The organism is Corynebacterium sp. c25Ua_47, assembly GCF_039907205.1.
GTDB lineage: Bacteria > Actinomycetota > Actinomycetes > Mycobacteriales > Mycobacteriaceae > Corynebacterium > Corynebacterium hiratae.
In genome coordinates, this window is sequence record NZ_JASBOH010000015.1 from 1 (window position 1) to 20,218 (window position 20,218).

The window sequence follows — 20,218 nt, forward strand, 5'->3', positions numbered from 1 at the left end:
TCCCGAGATTCAAGTAGCCGAAGTTACTCGACCAAAAAGAGTTGACGGCATTGACGTGAGTTGCACCGGGCGGCACTACTGCTGACTTCAAAGTACGCTTTCCGGTCGTATTACCGACGTACTCTCTCCAGGCCACCCGATAAGTTGAAGCAACTTCAACGATTCGGTCGTCGTCATTCCACAAACCATAGGCACTCGCGAATTTATCGCTATACTCTAGCCTCTCAAATTCGCAAGGTGGGACATAATTTGAATCTATGGATTCCAAATCGACTAAGTCCCAATCCTGATTGTGTCTCATCGTAGATCGTGGAACTTTCGAGAATGGTACATTCACGTCAACATGGGGGCCCTTTAGAACAGTTTCATCCCAACTAGCCGGCACAGTCCACTTTGATTCAATGAAACCGTCACGCCTGGCATTGGACTCGTGCCATCCTCGGGAATACCAGAGCTTCTCTGTGGAGATCCTTGGCAGCGTAGCCATTTTCGCAAGCACTATGTCAGCGGCCTTATTGACGCTGTAGACCATGCAAGTTTCAAGTAAAGGCGTACCTGGCTCCTCAACAATTGAATTCCAAACCTTGAGCGTTTCTTCATCGACCGTAATAATGCGGTCACGATGAGGACGCAGATCCCATTTGCCGTCATCATCCTTAAAACCAGGAAGGTTTCCGGTGCCATCATGATTGAAGGAATCGATGACCGTACGCGGGTGATACAGCGACGCTGCTGAGAGAAAGTTCGCGTGCTCCCGGCGCTGACCGTAGACATGAATGCCGTACGAGTTGTGATGATCAATGTCGAAAAGCACAAGCTCATTAATGAATTGCCAGTGCCTGCGCAGACGTCGATAAGCACCAGCCCTCAGCGCCGCAGCCTTCTTCTCCGTGAAGTGGGACTCGGGGTGGATGAGTGAGATGATGCCGTCCTCGGCAGCATTCGCCCAGGTGCGTTCCATGAAACCGCGGTAAAGATCGGGCTGTTGGTTTTGGAGGTGGGGGTAGCGGGTGGCGTCACCAAGCACTGCGGAGGTGACCACTGCTTCCGCAAGGCCCTTGGAGAGGGTCTCTAGCACAGCGTCGTTGCCCGCAAGGAGCCCGCGGCGCTCCTTCTTTTCTGCCTGGGTGGGCTTGTTGGCAAGGCTGAACCACGGGTCATGTTCAGACAGCAGCGCATCCATGTCAGTGCGCGGGCGCACCCACGGCGGGTTGCCCACCTGGAAGTCGAAACCGCCCTTGGCCATGACAGTGGCGAAGTCCAGATCCCAATGGAAGAAGGCTTGTTCCTGGGCAATGGTGTTGGCGGTTGTCAGCCAGGGGTGTGCTTCGAGGACGTCCTCGTAGCGCAGGCGGCCGGAGGTGGAACGGTCGAGGGATTCGACGTAATCCAGCTCATCCCAGGTCATGTCGAAGCCGAAGGCGTACTGGTTGTCCTTGCGGTAGCGCTTCTGGCCCTCGTTGGGGATGCCGAGGAGGTCCTGCATGGTGGCGAGGTACTCGGTGATATCCGGAAGCTCATCGGTGGCGGTGACCGGCCAGTACCAGAGTGCATTCCAGGCATTCATGGCAGTGCGCAGGCGAAGGTACGCACCTTCATTGTTGTGGAGGAGTTCTTCCTCCACCTGGGCGCGGGTAACCACATCTGTGCGCTTGGCAGTGTTCGGCTCTTGGCCCCACAGGTCCAGGTCACGGCGAATTTGGTCTTCGGCGATGCGCAGGCGGATAAGAGAAAGCTCCCAGAGGCGCTCAACTTGGTTGGCCAGTGCGGTGGCGAGCTTGGTCTGCGTTTTGTTCAGGGGCTTGCAGACGGAGCGTTGCCAGGCCTCCATGGCCTCGATTTCTTCAGCAACAAGGTTCTCGAGGTCCTCGGCGTCCACGGCACTCCCCCAGCCGCGGCTGGGAACTAAGAAGTGGTGGATGCGCCCGGTGGGGTGCTGGTCCGTCTCGTTGGCGTCGATAGCCTCCGCTAGTTGTTTGAGCGGGTGGTGCTGCGGGGTCAGCGTGAGGTAGTTCTGAACTCCCTTCTTTTTCACCGCGGTGGAGGACACCTCCTTGGCGCTGAAGGTGGAGCGGGTGGCACCGACCAGGGAGTTGCCGTGGCGCAGGTGTAGGCCGAACCAGGGAGCCTTGAGCTCCTTGGTCATGGTGTTGAGCCACAGGGAGATTTCGGCAAGCTCCACCGCGGTCTTGTTGAGGTCCACGCCGTAGACCTGGTGAAGAGCAATGGAAGCCTTGACCTTTTGCAGCTCCTGGGTGCGGTCCTCACCGGGGACTTCTTTGTCCAGTTCGGCCTGTTTCTTGGTCAGGTAAAGCTCCGCAAGTTGGTTAACGGCCTCCACGGCGAAGGCGCCGGAGCCCATGGCGGGCTCACAGATGGTGAGGGTGAGAATGTCATCGGCTTGGTCGATGCGTCCGGTTTCCTTGAGCTCCTCAATGGCCTGGCCCACGGTGAACTCGGTGATGACGGGTGGTGAGTAGAAGGAGGCGGAGCGCTCGCGGTCACGGGAGGATTGGCGGTAGACAAAGCTGCCGCGAGCGTGGGTGCGCTGGACGCGCTCCACGCCACCGTGTTCGCTTTCGCGGTCTTCGTAGACGATGGAATCCTGCGGGAGCGTGCGTGCTTGTGGTTCGGGAACCACCCAGGAGCCCTTGGAAGGATCGCCGTGCTTGGCTACTTCAACGAGATCTTCTTGGGCGATGAAACCGGTGTAGGACATCAGGCCCTCGTAGACCTGGCCCAGCTCAGTCACGCCCAGGGTGGCGTAGGAAATGAAGCCGCGGTCACTACCCCGCTTTTCTTTTGTGAGAAGGAGGTTCTGTAGGACGCGGTGCAGCGCCAGGTTGGAGAGCTTGACTTCATCGATGTAGGAGGTGGCTTCAGATTTGAACAGGTCCGCGTCGAGGTTGCGGAATTCCAGGCCGTCTTCGGTGGCGTTGGCGTCGTAAAGCTCAGACTTCTCATCGTGCGGATCGTGGCCACGGTTGACGCGCTCGAAGAGTAGCTGGAGGCTTTCGTAGAGGTGCGTGCCGTTTTGGGTACGGTGCGTGGTGGGCTCGGTGAGGATGAGGTCACGCAGGCGGGATAGGCCATAGCCTTCGTCATAGTCGTTGTCCCCGGTGGGCAGGATTTGTAGCTCTGGGGAAGATTCGGCGAAGAGGAGGAAGAGGATGCGGTAGAGGTAGCGCAGGGCTTGGTTGGCCAGTTCGTTGCCGTCGATGTCACTGTTCGTGTGTTGCAACGCGTTTGCTTTGTCCTGCTGCGCTCTGCGCTGCAGGACGTCGTTGCCGATGATCTCAATCGAAGCCTTGATGGCTCCGCGCAGTTCCTCGGAGACTTTGACGGAGTGCTCGCGGGCTTGGGCTAGGGTGTCGAGCCACCAGGTGGTGCCGTCGGCGCCGCGCATGGTGTGCTCGGCGGCGAGGATGGAGACGACTCGGGGGAGCTCGCCTTTGGCTTTCTGGTCGTTGCGTTCAACGGCCAGGCCTAGGTCAACGGCGAGGTAGCGGCCTAGCGGCCAGGTTTCGCGCTCTGCTAGGACTGCCCAGCGGCCGGCGAGGACCAGGATGAGGTCGGGAGCTTGCTCGGTGAGGAAGAGCTCGCCGACGAGCTTGGCGGCGGTGAGATCGAGGGCTTTGGCCTCACCGTTGGAGTTCTGGTTGCCCAGCTCCGGGTCGACGCCCAGCAGCGGGACGGTGGTGAGGTCTTCCACGGAGTCCATCTGCCCGGCGCGCAGGATGACCAGGGAGTGATTCTTGTCCGCGGCGGCGGTCAGCGTGAGGGGCTGGCCGTTGCGGGAGAATTCCAGGCGCTGCGGCTGCGGGTAGCCGAAGGCCGCAGAGACGAGGTTGTAGACCTCGTGCAGTGAATCGTCGGTTGCCTCCATGGAGAGTGCGGAGAGCTTGGTGTGCAGTGCTTCCCTGCGGGAGGTCAGGCGCAGCAGCGGGGATTGGGTGTGCTCGTGGCCGGCGCTCTTGGCGTCTTTGTCCGTTGCCTTCCACTCTTTGACGGCGTCCTCCACGCGCTTACCAAAGGAGCTTCCTTTGTCATCGGTGGTGAGGTAGTAATCCGAGATCCATTCCTCGACGTTGATGATGGAATCGAAGTCTGCCATTAGCGTGCCTCTGCTTCGTTGGTTGTGGAGTGTGCTGCGCTGGTGCGTGCAGCGTCGGTGTCGTCTGGGAGGACGAGTGCGAGTGGGCGCACGAGGGAGCGCTCCGGGGCCATGGATTTCAACAGTTCCTCGTCCTGGTGGATGAGACGTTTGGTGTCTTTGATCTTGAGAGTCTGCTGGCCGTCGTTGGCCTGCTGCCAGTGCTCGGCGCGCTGCTGCCAGCCGGCGATGCGGTCCTGCGCGTGGCCCAAGTTGGTGTTCTTGACCACGGTGAGGTGGCTGTGGGCGGCTTCTACTGCAGCGGCGATGAGCTGTGCTGCGGCATCAGGTACGGCGAACTCGCCGGGGTTGATGGCGTTGTCACTAAGCCCGATGCGGTTGAGCCAGGCATAAACATCTTCATGGATTTCAATGTCTACGGCCTGCATGCCGGCGGGGACGTTGAAGCCGAAGGGGCCTTCCGTGGCGGTGAGGAAAGTGCGGGAAAGCACTTGGCCGCGGGAGTTGGTCAGCGTTCCCATGAGCAGCAGCGTCGGTGTATCCACGGCACCGAGTACGGCGGGGATTTCGCTCTGCGCCATGTTGGTCAGGGCGCGGTCGGCGGCCCATTCGGAGACCGGGTGCAGCGGGCCGAGGAAGTGGGCGCGCGGCCAGGACTTCTCCGAGTCGCCTTCGCGCGCGGCCTTGAGGTGTTGGTTGCCGCGGCGTTCAGAGGTGGCGAGCATGAGGCGCTCGGTGACTTTGCGGTAGGACACGTAATCCTGAGGAAGGTAGTCAAAGCGCCGGCACAGATCGCGTGGTGGGGTTAGCTCCACGATGTCGTTATCGTGCAGTACGTAGTCCACGCCACCGGCACTCAAGGGCTTGTCCGCGGAGTCTTGGTAGGCCTCCGCCAGGGCGTCGCCCAGGTAGTCCTTCTCCGCGCGGTAGAGGCTGTGGCGCGCTGTGCGACGCGAAGGCACGGAGGTAGTGCTTTCGGGCACTGTGGCTTCGGTGCTTGTGGCGTGCTCAGGGGTCTCAGCGTCGTCGGGGACCGTCGGTTGGGCAGCGGCGGCCAGAAGCGCCCAGATGTCATCGCCGAGGCCGGAGGCCGGAGCGGCGGCCTCAGGTTCAACGTCAGGCGCCGGCTTGGCGTGCGCGCCGGTGAGGATCTCCTCCGGGGAGGCCACGACCTCATCGAAGTCGCGCTCGTGCATGAGCACCGCGCGAATCTCATCCTCCTCCGCCTTGGGGTTGTGCTTGCCCATGAGCGGGGCGGCATCACCGAGGAGCTGGTTGGCGGAATACTCGCGGTCAATGAGGCGGGTAAGGACGCGCAGCTCACCGATGGAATCCGCCACCTCCGTGTCTTTCGGGTCCAGCAGCAGGGAGGTAATCTCCGGCTCGTGTTCTTGGCCGTAGCGGTCGATGCGGCCGTTGCGCTGCTGGATGCGGATGAGCGACCACGGGATGTCATAGTGCACCAGGTGGTGGCACTGGGCGTGCAGGTTGACGCCTTCGGAGGCGACGTCGCCAGTAATCAGCACGCGAAGAGGGGTGTCGGTGCGCTTGAATTCGTCGATAAGCGCCAGCTGATCCGAATCCGACAGGCCGCCGTGCATGACTTTCACCGCGCCCTTTGGGAGCTTGAGATGCTTGGCTACGTTCTCCTGCAACCACCGCAGCGTAGCCACCCTCTCGGAGAAAATGACAACGCGGCGATCGGAGCCCTTCTTCACGCCTATCTCCATGAGGTAATCAATGAGCGCGGCAAACTTGTTGGAGTTTTCCTCCGTGACCTTGTTGTTGAGCTCAGCGAGGCGCTCCAGCTTGTCCTCTTCCTTGGGCTTGTCGAGCTTTAGGCGCGCGGCAATAGATTCCGCCAGCGCCGCCGGTGAGGACAGGAAGGCCTTGACCAAGGTCCAAGGGAAGAGGCGATCATTCGCCGTGGTCGCTGGGCCGTTGACCCAATCCTCGGCGATGGCGCGCGCCACGGCGTTTTCCTCCGGGGAGGCATCCACCAGGATGTTGCGGGGCTCGCCGCGCTTGGCCCACTTCTCCCCCACAACGGAGGCCACCTCCGGTGAATTGCGGTGGCGGCGGATAATCAGCTTCTTTGCTGCCTCCATGTCGATGGAGCCATCCGGGAGGACGGAGAGCGGGTCGAGCAAGCGCAGGATTTCCTTGAAGGATTCCTCGCGGCCGTTGTGTGGGGTGGCCGATGCCAGAATGAGGGACTCGGTAGTCGGCGCCAGCGTACGGGCCAATTCATTGTTCTGGGAGCCGGCGTTCGTGGCGTTATGAATCTCATCGATGACCACGGCATCCCAGCGGACCTTCTCCAGCTGCGCGCGGTACTTCGGCGCCTTAAGCGTATCCATCGACACGATGACGCGCGGGAAATAAGTAAAGGGGTTCTTCGATGCCGGCAACTTCTGGCGGACCTTCTGGATGCCCTGGCTATCTAGGCGCACCAACGGGATGGCAAAACGCGTCCACAGCTCCTGCTGGAACTGCTCCATGACGTGCTTCGGCGTCACGACGAGGATGCGCTCTCCCCTACCGCGGCGGATGAGCTCCGCCAGGATCATGCCGATTTCCAACGTCTTGCCCAGGCCCACGGCATCCGCGAGCAGCACGCGCGGGCGGATGCGCTCATCGGAGAGCGCCGACTGCACAGCGGAAAGCTGATAATCCAGCGGATCCGCCAGCATCTGCGTGGTTACTTCCAGCTGCTTTTGATACAGCGGCACCGGCGTGCGGCGCAGCGTGGATTCCAGCCACAGGCGGGTGTGGCGAAACTGCGGTGACTCATCCGGGCTCACCGTGACATTGGCGGGGTCGAAGACCTCAATATCATCGAGCGCGGTGAAGAAGGTGGCGGTGGTATCGCGCACGTAGTCGCTCACGCCGCGCGCCCGAATACGGAAGCCATCGGTGGTACGCGCGACGTTGCTGACCAGCCAGTGCTCGTCGCGGCAGGAGATGGTCACGCCGGGAGCGAGCTGGGAGTAGTCGGAAGAACTACAGGAGGAGCCTGGGGAGATCATGGTGGACAACTTATCAGCAGAGTACGACTCGTGTCGTAGTTCATCGATAATTTGGGCGAATTTAAGGCGTTTAGCTATAGCTTTTTGGCTGGCTCCATAGGGCTCCTGTTGATTCACTGGCTTTCTTCGACGAGCGGGAGGATCTCACCAAGAATTTCAACAGCGTCTCCCCTCTTCAATGACTCATGGTGCTTCTGATTGCTGTAGGAGCGCAAACAGGAATAGCACGATGTGTCTTCACCACACGAACAATCATTGACGCGGTCATAAGCTGCTCGAAGAACTCGGGGGAACTCATCAAGGATGGACTTGGTAAAACCCGCTCCACCAGGAACTGCATCAAAAATCACCAGTCGCGGTTCAAGCGCCTCCACCAGTGTTGCGCCCAAATCATCGCGCGAAATCTCCAACAGTCCTGACGCTGCTTCTAAAACCGCGTACATCGTTGCCAAAAGCGCATCCGTTGACCTATCAGCGCTCCGGGGTAGGCCAATAATCGCAACATCAGTTTGATATGAATGCTCAAGCGCATAACGGCTAATGGAACCGTAACAGTCGCGACCAGTTCGCGGATTCTTGTGCACGTTACAGCGCTCTTGGTCCGACCAACCACAATCCTGACAAGTCCAGAATCCGCTGCGCCCGAGCCTGCTCGCTCCTCGATTGATAGCGGTCAGCGTTGCACGCTTTCGGGCCTCCACCCACATGAACTCAGTTTGGTTTCCATATTCCTGCCGGCAAAAAGCCTCCTCCCCTGGATCCGTGATGTATTCCTCGCGGAAAAAGCGAGCGCGCGGAGGAGCCGCACCAACGTTCTTAGGCTCTCGGCCCGCTACGAAGCCAAACTTGGGTTGGATAAAGGCTTCTCCGCGGCTTTCGACTAGATTGCCGCACTCTTCGCACTCAAAAGGCACATCATTTATTCTTCGGTACTTCCGACGGCAGTTACCGCACGAAACTAGGAATCCTGTTGGAAGGGCACGTCCGGGCATAGTACGAAGACCAACAGATTCCCATAGCTTTCCGCCAGCGACCACCGAGTTGCCCGGAGCATACTCTCCAATTGCCAATGCCAAGTCTCGGGCAAGCCGAATGTTCCGAGAATCTGAATCAAAAAGGGTAACCATTTCGACGGTGTCTACTGGGAATCCATACTTGGGTAGCAAGTTATACGCACCCAAGAAGCCAAGAGTGTTTTGCTTTTGAAGCGTGCTGATGGTTCGTTCCATGACGTTCGCAGCATTAAACTTCTTCTTCGAGCTCAAGAGATCGCGCTCTTCAGAAATCACCTTGATGTCATCAGTGAGGGAGTTCCCTACCTCAGAAAACAGCGACAAGTAATTCTCAACCCATTCCCGCTCAGAAAGCTTAAGCGCGGCGTACGTAGCTGGAGAAATGATCCTTTCCAAAGCCTCCGAAACGCTGCTAGGAACCGGTGTCAGGAACTCTCTGAGCAGCTCTACGGACTCAGCATCTTCAGAAAACAGTCCGCCGGCCATCCTCCATTTGCTCCACAAATCACTGTGCGCTCTGAGGAATTCAGCAAATGCGACGGAATAGCAATGACGCAGGGCGATGCGCTCATTTTCGATGTTCAGGTAAGGCGCCCGCATTTCGCCGTCGATCATTTCAGTTGGATTCCTATAGACAGAGAAATCGTGCGCGGCTCGCCGCGCAAACGTCAGCACAAAGGCGGAGGAACCGGTCCGGCGTCCAGCTCGCCCGGCCCGCTGAACATAGTTTGCCGTTCGCGGTGGGACGTTTCGGAGCAGAACCGACTGTAGAGAGCCCACGTCCACTCCAAGCTCAAATGTGGTGGAGCAGGACAAAACGTTGACCTTGCCGTGGACAAAATCTTCTTGAACCTCTGCTGCTTTTTTCGGAGTCCATTGAGCAGTGTGTTCGAGGGCCCGTAGATTTACGATCTCAAGGTTTTCCGCGAGCCAAGCATAATGGTTCTTCCGGTTTTCTTCGGAGAAGGGCTCAAATGGCACCAACGTGCCCTCGCATTTTCCGTTTACACAAAGATCCAGACAATTGAACTCAGTAACCACATGACAAACACTGCACTTGTACCAAGTTGTTGACTTACCCGAAGCGAAACGAAGGGCCGAATAGTCAAACTGGCGGTCAACACCGTGTTTCCTTGCAATTTTTGCAAGGCCTGTGTCTACGAAGCCCTTCCACACCAAACTCAGTAGTTGCTCGGCATTGTTCCTCAACTTATCCGACGGAATTCCGCGCATGGTGAGGAGCTTGAGGATGTATTCAATACGATTATTAGTGGTATGCGCTTTTGCCGGCAACCATGACAGTTGCGTCCGATCTGCCGCCTGAATGTGCTCCTGAAAATAGTATTCATGACGCCGAGGAAGGAACTCATCCGCACTAGTGTCTACTTCATCAGGATGGGTAAGAGCGAATCTCGTTCGAAACTGAGACGCCATTACATTTAATAAGCTCAATGCAGCTTCATCGGAGTCAACCAACTGAGCAAGTGGCTCGAATACCTCCATGCGGCGCAGCTTGTCGCTATCAACGCTGACGCTCATCAAGCCCATACCGTTGAGTGACTGACGAGTAGCCTGGGTGGTTAGCTCCGAGAAAAGCCAATTACCAATCTGCTTCTTACGCTTGAACTCATCGAATGATGGCGAAATAACCACATTTTCAGTTGCACAATTAACCATGTAGTGCATCAAGCTCTCCGCTGTTAGCACATCACGTGCACGCTCATTGTTGAGAACTTCAAAGATAATGCGGCGCTTCATCAACTCATGATGAGTTCGTTCTAGGTATGGAGCGGCAAAAGCAGCGGCCTGACGGCTATCGGAAAAGGCCAGAAGCTTTCGGCCTTGCCCTATCTGACCCAGCATTTCTTCATCAGGTGGAAGCAAGTCGTAAAGGCTCGTTGCCAGGACAGCAGGAGCAGCATTTACATCAGTTGTCAAACGTCGGATTACATCCGAGTCTTTATGCCCACATAGGGCACATCGCGTTTGCACATCAGCGGGTTCGGTATAAACCAAGACATCTTTCATCCGTGCAGATGTGTTGCCGCAAGTACATGAGTCTATGCCGCGAGGTGCCAGCTTTCCGCAATCTGTACACAATGAGAACGGCTTGGTTAGGTGAGACTCTTCCGAAGCGCTCTGAGTGTTCTTCGCGGTTAACTCATCGGGACTCTCGATATCGTCGTCCGCGTCAACGAGCCATTCCTCTTTGGCAACAGAAAGAGCCGCCCAGGCAAACTCGACGTTTTCGCTATTTGTCGTCGGAGGAAGAAACTCTCTTGGTTCCTGCCTTCCACTATTTTTCTGGCCTAGAAGATGAACTCCGCCACAGCGCTTGCACGTTCCAAACTCATAGACGTTTCGATTTCCGAGCTCCGAAGTTACGCGTCGTTCTAGCGAAATACGGGGGTTACCATCCGGGAGGAAGTCAATGAAGGCACCCTCAGTGGCTTTGACAAACATGTGATAGCGGGCTGACAGTACAGGCACTCCCGCTTGTGTTGTCGTATTACCTAGGTTTACGAGGTTCTTCAATTTCTCTCTTGAAACCTCAGGCGCATCATCAGGCCAGACGTGCTGAGCCGCAATCGTCATGTCCGTACTAGATTCCAATAACAAGCTTCTTAAGCTAGCCACATGCCGTTCGCAAGCAAGAGAATCAAAGCTGTCACCGTCTCTCGCGTCTAGGGCCTGTTGCAGCTTTGATGGTTCAAGAAAGGCGTCTTCATCAAATGACCACGTCCCCTCGTCCACAAACTTCTTCTTGGAGGCGAACACGATGTCTTGGCGGTCTGAATCATTCTCATCCCACTCAAATGCTCCGCCGAAGAAGGAAGTGCCAAACGCCGTGATTTCTTCTTTTGAGCCCTGAAGAGAAGCTGAAGTTGCAATGTACTGCAGTTCTCTATCGCGAGAGACACGATCCTTTAGTCTCCGCAGGAGCAAGCCCACTTCGCTACCTTGCGCTCCTGCGTAAACGTGAGCTTCATCAACCACGATTCGCTTCCAATTGCCTGCAGCTGCACCATCAAAGAATGAATTATCTGTCGGCCGAAGGAGCAGATACTCAAGCATTGCGTAATTGGTCAGCAGTATGTGCGGAGGATTGGCGCGCATTGCTTCGCGGCTAATCAGCTCATTAGGCAATGGTTCTGCACCAAACTGCTCTCGGTACTCCTCAAGCGCTTGCTCCTGAGTTTCACGCGTCTCGCCGGTATATCGGCCAAAGGTTAGGTCCGGCATCTTTGCCAGAATCTTCCGAAGGCGTTCCACTTGATCATTAGCAAGTGCATTCATTGGATAGAGCAGCAATGCGCGAACGCCGGCATCTAATGTTCCAGCTTCGCGCTCTTTCAGCAGATCATTGATAATGGGGATCAAAAACGTCTCAGTTTTTCCCGAACCGGTTCCTGTCGAAACAATAAGGTTTCGCCCCGCATTGATTTTGCGAAGAGCAGTTTCCTGATGCTTATACAGCGGACGAGACGGCGGGAGATACTCACCTAAAAATGCAAAATCACGGTGGAGCTGTCCTTCGGCTATCAGCTGTTTCGGGGTAAGGCCCGATTCAAAGGGCGGCGTAATTTGGAGGATTGGACCTGCAGTAAGACTCGATTCCCCGTCAATCGTCGAATTGAGCGAAGCGGCAATTTTGCCGTCTTGGGGATTTAACAAAGTCTTGAGGTACCGGCGGTACGACGCTGAAATCTGTTGTGCAGCTGTGATCGGATCAACTGACCGGGCGGCGCCGGTGCTCTTCCCGTCAGTATCGGAATCCTTGTTCACTCCGATTCCCGTGAATAGTTTGTCAAAATCTACGTTTCCCATGGCAACTCCTGCTTAATGCCCGACAAAATGCAAAGATTGGCTTAATGCTTCAGCGGTGACCAGATCTAATTCAAAGATTTTAGGCGCACACTCAGACACACGCGCTAGATCTGATCCAGTTTTCTGCAGCAACACGATCGTCTTCTCTAACGGCCACTCTCGGTTCGCCACCATACGGCTAGCAACATTGGTGACATAAGAAATGAATGGCACATACCGAGACATCGAATGAGATGGTTCTCCATCATCAAGTGCCTGTTGCTCCAAAACCGCTGCGGCGTGAATAATGCTGCTGTCCACCCCAACGCGGCCTAGATGGTCGAGCAGTTTTCGAGTTGTCGAATATAAAGAAGCGATGGTTCCCAGCTGTAAAAGCTGGTCATTAGATCGCAACGCTTCCGCCAGTGCTAATCGACGTACATCGCTTTTGGCTTCGGTCAAGATGTCTTTTCCGGTCGTGAGCACCTCCCACAGACTCATTGAACCCTGGGATGCTACCCATTGAAGAGACTGCGCTAGCTCCTCTCCGTCTGGTTCCAGTACCTTGAGGTAGGCAGCATCAGCAATTTCCTCAAGCAACGACACAGTCCTATCTGTGTTTGGAACTGCGAGAGTATCTGTAGTTTGGATGCTCCTCGTGACGATTCCGCTTTGAATAAGCAAGGGGATCAATGATTCTCGTTGGAGATTCTGTGAAGCCCACACATCGATCGCAGCGCGTGGTGACTTTTGCAGCGCACGAGTTACCCTTTGGAATACAACGTCACATCCACGACGCTCATAAGCCTCTTGAAGCATGTCCAAGCTGCGCCATAGTTTTAGAATTGCGTTCTCAGACAGCTGGATATCGCTTATCTCCCCAAGCAAGTAGAGCGGGAATTGATAATCCAAGTCATCGCTGACTGGAAGCCCCTCGCGGACAACGGTAAATGCACGCTTAGAAGGACGCCGGGGAGGCCGAGTATCGACGAGGAAGCCCCCCTCTCGAAAGTCCACGATAAAAGGTCCGGACTCATTCAATTCCAGCGGTAAAAGAAATCCACTCTGGGTACTTTCCAGCGGGATAGGAGCACGATCAAGATCACCAAGCAACCAGGCCCAAGCAAGCAAATCTCTTTCCTGTCCAGGTTGCTGGACTAAAAGCTCACCAGATTTTTCCTCGACCGCCACCACCAACGGACGACGAACAAGGTTGGCAATGCTTGCAGACACAAGTGCCTTATCAGCCACGGCGCGATACTTTTCTATGCGCTGATCCTGCCGCAGCTTGAAGTACGCTCTCCGTTCCCTGTCTCCTAGAGAGTTTTCGTACGTCGCCCGGCTAAGCCGTGACCAAATTAAAACCAGCTTCGCACCACCCAGATTTCCCATACCAGAATCTATCGCTCGATTCGTAATACGAAGGGTTTTCCGTGCTAATGCATGTGCACTACCTTGTCCGATTTCGAATAATTGCCGTGACTTTCCGGCAGAAGCAACCAGAACAAAACGCGCACACGGTAGTGCCTCAGGCGCACGTACGACGACGGCAGCATCAGGGTCCAGATTCTCTATTTCGAGAGTAGGAACAGATGCGTCCTCGGCTGGAGCGGCCCCTAGTTTCTTGGTTCGTATCATAAGGGATTCCGGAACGACGTCGACTTCCAGCTCAAAACCAGTCTCTGTTGAGAAAACCTCCCGCCGCGCAGCTTCCCTATCCCCTAGGGTTTGCGCACCCACGGGAAAGCTCATTTTCATCTGCGGTTTGCACCGTATTGAATACGACCACGGCGTGAACTTGTTAGAGCTATCCTGGAATCTAAAAGGCGTCGTCGATGGACCATCCGAACTTGCTGATAAATCTAGCCCCTCAGCAATGCTAAAAAGCATGGAATCCTGCATCACGCCGTTCCGGGAAAGGTTTACATTGAACCGCCCTAGCCAAGGATCCTCAAATTGATCTGCCTCGAAAAGCTCCCACTCTTCGATCGGCATTGTCTGCTCAACTTCCACGTCTAAGACATGCTCCGGTTCACCATCGACAGGCATGTAAACGATCTCCATGTTCCATGAATCGCCGACTTCTCCGGAGACTTGTACTCGGGGAGATTCCGTGTAAATGGGCTGCAGATCTCGACCACGCGCATGCTTCAGCGTTGGGACATCGGTAATCCAGTTAAAAAGCCGTGCAGCACCAACTGGCACGATAACTGGTTCTCTATCTGGAAGTTCAAAGCGGACGGAACGTGCACGCTCAAGATCTATTTCCCGAGTGTTCCACCCCAACCAATCGGCATGAGCAGCGATTGAGGAACTCGTAACGTCTTCGCCGCACTGGTCCACAGCTGTAGTACCTACGGGTCCAACCAACGTATAACTGGCGGACCTAACACCTCCGCCGACTGAAACCAATCGGTTCGACTTGGACACCAATAAGAAGGGGAATTTGCTCGTAACACCCACAAACTCAAAAGTCTTAGAATCAGTGCCGTCTAAGGTGACGGTTATTCTCCTAAAGGGCTCAGATATCACTATCCACTGCGATTGTTCATGTCCTGCAACAGCACGGACCGAATTAGAAGTTCGAGTGCCACTTAGATCCTCGATTTCGACTTCCCAACAATCCGAGTCCACTACACGGTCAGTCACAATTGATGGGATTTCAACAGCAAATGCGTTGCTTTCAGGGATGAAAACTACGGAGGGATGTCGTTGCCGTGAAGAGATCGGCATAGCAATTCCGTTCTCGACCATGTCCACAAGCAAATGAAAAGCCAACGAGGGGATGCCGTGGGTACCTTCGAACGAAATAGAGTCAAATTGGGCGTGGTTAAGATACGCGATCAGTTCAAGAACTCTGGTATACAAATCTCGAGCGAAGTCAGGTTCATTAGCCACAAACTCTCGCAAAGATTCCCGGTCCAACACCGATGTTCGAATCGCAGCGATTAACGCAACGGCTCGGTCATCCATTTCTGCATCACTCGTCGCATGCCATCCTCTGTTTTGCGCAAAGTGCACGATATCAACAATCTGCGATGAGGTAATTCCCGCGTGCAGAAGAAAAAGCGAAACGTACTCGTTCGCCCCGAGTTCTACATCCTCAAATGAGTTGAGCGAGAGAAGGCTCAACATCCTTCGGATTTCCGCTCTGATTCGCCGCTCAAATTCATCCTGCGGCTCAACCCCAACCAACTCCCAAAAGGTGGGCCACACTGCTCCTTCACGAGTACTCTGCATCGCCGCACTCACCAGCGCACCGATAATGATCCGTGGATACTTCTTGATCAATTCATTCACTGAACGACCTGATGAGAAATACATCGCTAGCTCAGAAGTAAGCCAAGAATACTCATCGACAGTCAGGTCTAGTTCAAAATAGAGAACCTTTCTGGGGCGGCTTTGTTTAACAAGCCTTGACAACTGCCGTGATAAATTATTCTCAACATGCCTAAGCCGGTCATCTAGGCTCTCCAGAATTGAAACGGAATCAACAAAAGAGACCTTTTGAGCACTTTGATGTAGCACGGAAGAGGGATTGTTCGACATTCTTGGTATTCTAAAATGCAATCGGACAACGCTCTACGTTTTCAAAAATTAGACAATAAGTTCGATCTATAGCAACCCGCCCCTTAGATTCATACCTACTATTCCAACACCTCCTTAGCACCAGCATCTCCATTTTCGGTGCGACCCCCGTAGCACAATATCATTACACCACTCTCCCGCTATTTTGTTTGAATACTGTACGCACTCTGCATGTTCTACGACTTCAGCAGCTTCTTGAGCAATCAAGACTGTCCCCGTACCGCAGCTTTCAACGTCAGGACTCACGATGAATGATTTTCATGTCCTTCGCACTCCCCGACTCAGTTTGTCAGCACCAACCGATGCCGACATTGACGCTATCTTTGCCATTCACTCGGATGCCCGTACCTACGAACACCGACCGGACCTCGCCATGAAGGCCAGAGAGGAAGCCACGGAGTTGGCACGCGCATGGCAAGCCAATTGGTGCGAGAGGCAGCTGGGCTACTACGTGGTATCCACGCTCGATGGCACAACCATTGGTTTTACTGGCGTGCGCCATAGTGAGGAAGCTGGTGAAGAAGTGCTCAACCTCTACTACCGCTTTGCACCTGAATCGCAGGGCAAAGGCTACGCCAAGGAGGCCGCAGCCGCTGCAATTGCCACTGCGCGAGAGCGTTTCCCGCAGCTCCCCGTCGTAGCCGTCATCGACCCCACCAACGAGGCGTCGATTGCCCTAGCCTTGAAGCTCGGACTTCAGCACGTCCCCGGCGCAGGAGTGCCGGATGACTATGAGGTCTACCGACTTGGCTGATAAAAATATCTCGACACTCGCAGCACCGCCACTCTTTTGGTAGGCGGAGACGTCTCCGTAGATATGAAATACCCTCGTTATAAATGCGTTCCCTGCAAAGGAAGCGATCCAAGGGAAGAACCAGTTGCTAGAAGCCCGGCAAGAGGGTCTTCAGATAGCGAGCGATCCCATCCAGTACAGACTTGGGAGTAAACGCAATGAAGGCTCCTGCCAGTGCAGCAATCACCCCGATGGCAACGGCTGCTCCATACGAAGATCCAATCGATGATTCTTCTGTCTTCCCACCGTTTGCTGGGCCGTTTGGCTCATCAGGAGTCTTCAAAGGTGAGAGCTCACCATGCCGCTTGATGTACTCGGAGAAGACATCGACGTCGATTGCCGTGCCTGTAGAAGTAACACGCGCGTCGCTGAATGAATCGATCTTGTCGCCACCGTTTACCACGTAGTTGCTAATGGCCAATGAGTAGGTGGCATTCATGTCCATTGACGTGCCATCATCGAGCTTTATCGCCGTGACGCGCTCGCCAAATGGCGCAGATGCGTTGAAATCAAACGTGAATCCAGCAGTTCGTGGGAAGCCATTCCCGCCGTCCGGGTTGGATTCAATACCCTTTTCCAGCGCATCTTTAATCTGTACGCCTGTCGCTTGAATCGCGATTGGTGAGTTACCAAAAGGAAGCACCGATTGTGCATCGCGACGCGTCAGAGTTCCTTCCTTTATGTCAGCACGCTGACCGCCACCGTTCTGCCATCCAAGCTGGGTATCGAAATGTTCGCGGTACGCATCCGCTACCAACGGACCTAGTTCTGCTTTTGATAAAGCCTGCGTCGCTGTACCAAGTTGCTCGCCCAGTTGGTTATCTAGTTCCTCGTAGAGTTTCTCGCTGCGGGCCTTCCACTCTTCGTTAGCGTTAAGCGATGGATTGACCGGATGGTTCACCACCTTCACTGTGCTCTTCTGCGTGGAACGGTCAACGGTGATGTCGAGGTGAACCAGCGTCCCGTAATCAGCGCGCGGTGCGACAATTGGACGTTCATCGGCAGTGTAAGTTACTTCTTCCGGTGATTGCGCCTCATTTTCTTCACGCAGCGCTGCTGCAAGCTCGGGAATCTCTTCCATTACCCGAGTGGTGTCTTCTTTTGAAATCTGGCTGAGCAAAACGATTGCATCGACGTCTTCTTCTTGGAGTTTGTTGACTCCGGCGCGTGCGGATTCAACGAAGTCCCCCATTTCAACGTCCTTGGCGGCTACTGTTCTATCGAGGTCCGCAGTTAGGGAAACAAACCCGACGGTGAGGTCGCCGGACTTAGCAGTGAAGGTGGTCCCGTCCTCGCTGATCGGCTCGCCATTCTGGGTAGTCAGGTTGCTGGAAATCCACGGAAACTCAGCCTTTTCGATAAGGCTACGAGTATGGTCCACGCCGTAATCAAAGTCGTGGTTGCCAAAGTTGCCAACGTCCACACCGAGTTCGTTAAAAGCCTCGACAAATGGCTCACCGCGAAAGACTGAGCCGAATAGGCTGCCGGCAGCAAGTTCTCCACCAAAGGCGACAATGGGGTCGCCTTCTTCTTGGCGGATATTCTCCAGGGCAGTTGCTAAGTAGGCGATGCCACCTTGGTGGCTGCCGTCATCCCAGCTTCGGGGCTCGAACTCCTTCATATCCTGGAAGTAGACAACGTCGCCGGTCGCCACTGCCGCCTGACCTGGGTCCGATTCAGCAGCGATAGCGTTAGATGCGTTGAGAGAAAGAAGAGCAGTCAAAGCAAGAATGGTGTGACGATTGCGCATAGAAGAATTGTGCCTAACGCCGCTAGAGGTTCCCCGACCTTGAGGCAAAATCTAGATGAACATTCATAGTCCAGATGCTTACCGCTAGGCACGAGCTACGAATACGCCTAGCCCGCGGGCATGCCCCTTCAGGAACCCCACGGCTCCAGTACCTCAACCGGGTACCGCCCATCAACGGTGAAACGCTGGCACACCACCTGTGTGTCATCGTTGATGTCTATCTCTCCGATGTAGTCAACGAACTCGGGGGAGCGCCAGAACTGCTCGTGTCCGGTACGCCAGTCGCTGGCGTCGGCGTAGCCCTCGCCCTCGGCGATGGCGTGCTCGTCGCTGACATCTGCAAGCCGACAGATCTGAACCTCGGTGGTGCGGACGACGCAGACCACGTTGTCGTGTGAATCGAGTACGGCCTCAAGAGTGCCCACATCCTCACGCGGGTCGTGGTCGCGCGGGTGCTCAACCAGTAAGAATGACGTGGTGGTTTTGGTGCCGTCTAGGATGGCGGTAACGAGAGCGTCGCGGAGCGGCCCCGGAAAGGCGAACTCGCCGCGAGGCAGTGCCGATAGGGGTTCCAAAGCGTCCTGAGCCATACGTTTACAGTACGTGGATCATGAAGGCTGCTGACCAAGCACGTGCTTGCTTGCTTTTTCTCCGACTGGCAGTTCGACCTTCGTGTTCGAATCATTCGCAGCGATGTCCGACCCCTCTCCTAATGTCAACGATGCCCCTACACGGAAAGGCTGGGATTCAAGGCTGAGATTCCGCCCTTCTTCCCTATCACTCCGGGGCCGCGCTGCCACTTCCCATTGCTTAGCGGTGCGGCCCCTCTTTCAAACTTCACAGCTCTTCATAAACTTCAAAGAATTCATAAACTTCATAAACTTCACAAGACTTCAAAAGTCTCGTGGTCTAAAGTGAGGGCCATGAAGCCGAAGCACGCCAACCCTTTTAGGGCTACGTTCGGCGCCACTCCCCCGTTGTTGGTTGGCCGCAGCGATGCCATCCGTGATTTCGGTTTTGCACTCGATGAGGGCCCCGGCGCTCACGAGAGGATCTCACTCATCATCGGACCACGCGGCATCGGAAAGACAGTCCTTCTCAACGCCTTCGAAGATGAAGCGCTCGAGCGCGGTTGGCTCACGCTCAGCAACACTGCAACAACCGGTTTTGTAGAGCGCTTGCGCAGCAGTATCATTCAGCTCTTGGCTAAGGAGAGGAAGCAGCTCAAAGGCCTTAACGTCTCTATCCTCGGCATTGGAGGCGGGCTCAATTGGGATACTCGAGCTATTGCAGAGTCCACATATTCACTGCGCAATGCACTGAAGGATTGACTGGCTTATAAGCGCGAACTCGACCGAAAATCCCGCCAGGAGCCTGGTGGTGTTCTCGTAGCTTTGGATGAAATGCACCACCAACGCAGCCAGGAGCTCATAGAGTTCGGCGCCACAATTCAGCATCTGGTTCGCGAAGGCGAAAACATCTCCGTTGTCACGGCGGGCATCCCATCTTCAATTAGGCCGTTGCTATCCAGAAAGCTGAACAGTCGCGGCGACGCTAATCCAGTAACCTTTCTTCGCCGCGCCAACCGCATTGAGCTAGGCAGGGTCTCCGATTCGGATGTTCGTGAAGCACTTGCCGAGCCCCTTCACAGCGCCGCCACCTCATGGTCACAGGATGCATTGGATACCGCGGTTGAGGCATGCCATGGATATCCATTCATGATTCAGCTAGTCGGCCAGTGCTCATTCAGGGAAAAGGAACGCACGTCGGATGGAGGCGCCGAAATCTCCGTCGACGCTGCCCGGCGCGGAGTCGCAACTGCACAGCGCAAGCTCGGCCAACTTGTCCATGAGCCCGCACTCTCGGATCTCTCCCCCGTCGACCGAAGCTTTTTGGTTTACATGGCCCAAAGCGATGGCCCTTCCAAGATGGCGGATATCAAGGCACGCTTCAATAAGACTGATTCTTATGTAGGCAACTATCGCCGCCGGCTTCTCGACGCCGAAATGATCACCACCACGGGCCACGGCGAAGTCGACTTCGCCTTGCCGTACTTACGCGACTACCTCCGCGAGCACGCAACGAGTCTCATAGCCGAAGACTTCGACTCCCAATAGTGAGCAC

Annotated in this window: 7 protein-coding genes and 1 pseudogene; 2 read left to right on the forward strand and 6 right to left on the reverse strand. The window is 55.4% G+C overall.

The features are described from left to right. The 4 genes from QKE52_RS11780 to QKE52_RS11795 form a co-directional block, all read right to left on the reverse strand. Positions 1 to 4,114, reverse strand: a 4,114-nt coding sequence (locus tag QKE52_RS11780; protein ID WP_347948863.1) for a DNA methyltransferase, incomplete at its 3' end; no start/stop codon positions are given. After that, positions 4,114 to 7,143 (reverse strand): DEAD/DEAH box helicase, encoded by a 3,030-nt coding sequence (locus QKE52_RS11785; RefSeq protein ID WP_347948864.1) that lies wholly within the window; start codon positions 7,141 to 7,143, stop codon positions 4,114 to 4,116. The genes QKE52_RS11780 and QKE52_RS11785, both read right to left, overlap by 1 nt. Positions 7,144 to 7,256: 113 nt before the next feature. After that, positions 7,257 to 11,984 carry a DEAD/DEAH box helicase gene (locus QKE52_RS11790; RefSeq protein ID WP_347948865.1) on the reverse strand — a complete coding sequence of 1,576 codons (4,728 nt, stop codon included), beginning with the start codon at positions 11,982 to 11,984 and terminating at the stop codon, positions 7,257 to 7,259. Between the two features lie 12 nt (positions 11,985 to 11,996). Continuing rightward, positions 11,997 to 15,512 (reverse strand): hypothetical protein, encoded by a 3,516-nt coding sequence (locus QKE52_RS11795; RefSeq protein WP_347948866.1) that lies wholly within the window; start codon positions 15,510 to 15,512, stop codon positions 11,997 to 11,999. A gap of 286 nt (positions 15,513 to 15,798) precedes the next feature. On the opposite strand from QKE52_RS11795, the gene QKE52_RS11800 reads away from it, so the two are divergent. Continuing rightward, positions 15,799 to 16,305, forward strand: coding sequence for a GNAT family N-acetyltransferase (locus QKE52_RS11800; protein ID WP_308607021.1), 507 nt, complete (start codon positions 15,799 to 15,801; stop codon positions 16,303 to 16,305). A gap of 127 nt (positions 16,306 to 16,432) precedes the next feature. Here the strand turns inward: QKE52_RS11800 and QKE52_RS11805 are convergent, their stop codons facing one another. Both QKE52_RS11805 and QKE52_RS11810 read right to left on the reverse strand, forming a co-directional pair. Further along, complete coding sequence (locus tag QKE52_RS11805; RefSeq protein WP_347948867.1) at positions 16,433 to 18,094, reverse strand: 5'-nucleotidase C-terminal domain-containing protein; 1,662 nt, start codon at positions 18,092 to 18,094, stop codon at positions 16,433 to 16,435. Positions 18,095 to 18,222: 128 nt separating this feature from the next. Beyond that, positions 18,223 to 18,684 carry an ASCH domain-containing protein gene (locus QKE52_RS11810; RefSeq protein ID WP_347948868.1) on the reverse strand — a complete coding sequence of 154 codons (462 nt, stop codon included), beginning with the start codon at positions 18,682 to 18,684 and terminating at the stop codon, positions 18,223 to 18,225. A gap of 333 nt (positions 18,685 to 19,017) precedes the next feature. On the opposite strand from QKE52_RS11810, the pseudogene QKE52_RS11815 reads away from it, so the two are divergent. After that, positions 19,018 to 20,211 (forward strand): annotated as a pseudogene (locus QKE52_RS11815) (ATP-binding protein). Positions 20,212 to 20,218 lie beyond the last annotated feature (7 nt).

Excerpts from the sequence above, each read along its gene's own strand:
- QKE52_RS11785 (WP_347948864.1), bottom strand. The coding sequence starts at position 7,143 with ATGATCTCCCCAGGCTCCTCCTGTAGTTCTTCCGACTACTCCCAGCTC.
- QKE52_RS11790 (WP_347948865.1), bottom strand. The coding sequence starts at position 11,984 with ATGGGAAACGTAGATTTTGACAAACTATTCACGGGAATCGGAGTGAAC.
- QKE52_RS11795 (WP_347948866.1), bottom strand. The coding sequence starts at position 15,512 with ATGTCGAACAATCCCTCTTCCGTGCTACATCAAAGTGCTCAAAAGGTC.
- QKE52_RS11800 (WP_308607021.1), top strand. The coding sequence starts at position 15,799 with ATGAATGATTTTCATGTCCTTCGCACTCCCCGACTCAGTTTGTCAGCA.
- QKE52_RS11805 (WP_347948867.1), bottom strand. The coding sequence starts at position 18,094 with ATGCGCAATCGTCACACCATTCTTGCTTTGACTGCTCTTCTTTCTCTC.
- QKE52_RS11810 (WP_347948868.1), bottom strand. The coding sequence starts at position 18,684 with ATGGCTCAGGACGCTTTGGAACCCCTATCGGCACTGCCTCGCGGCGAG.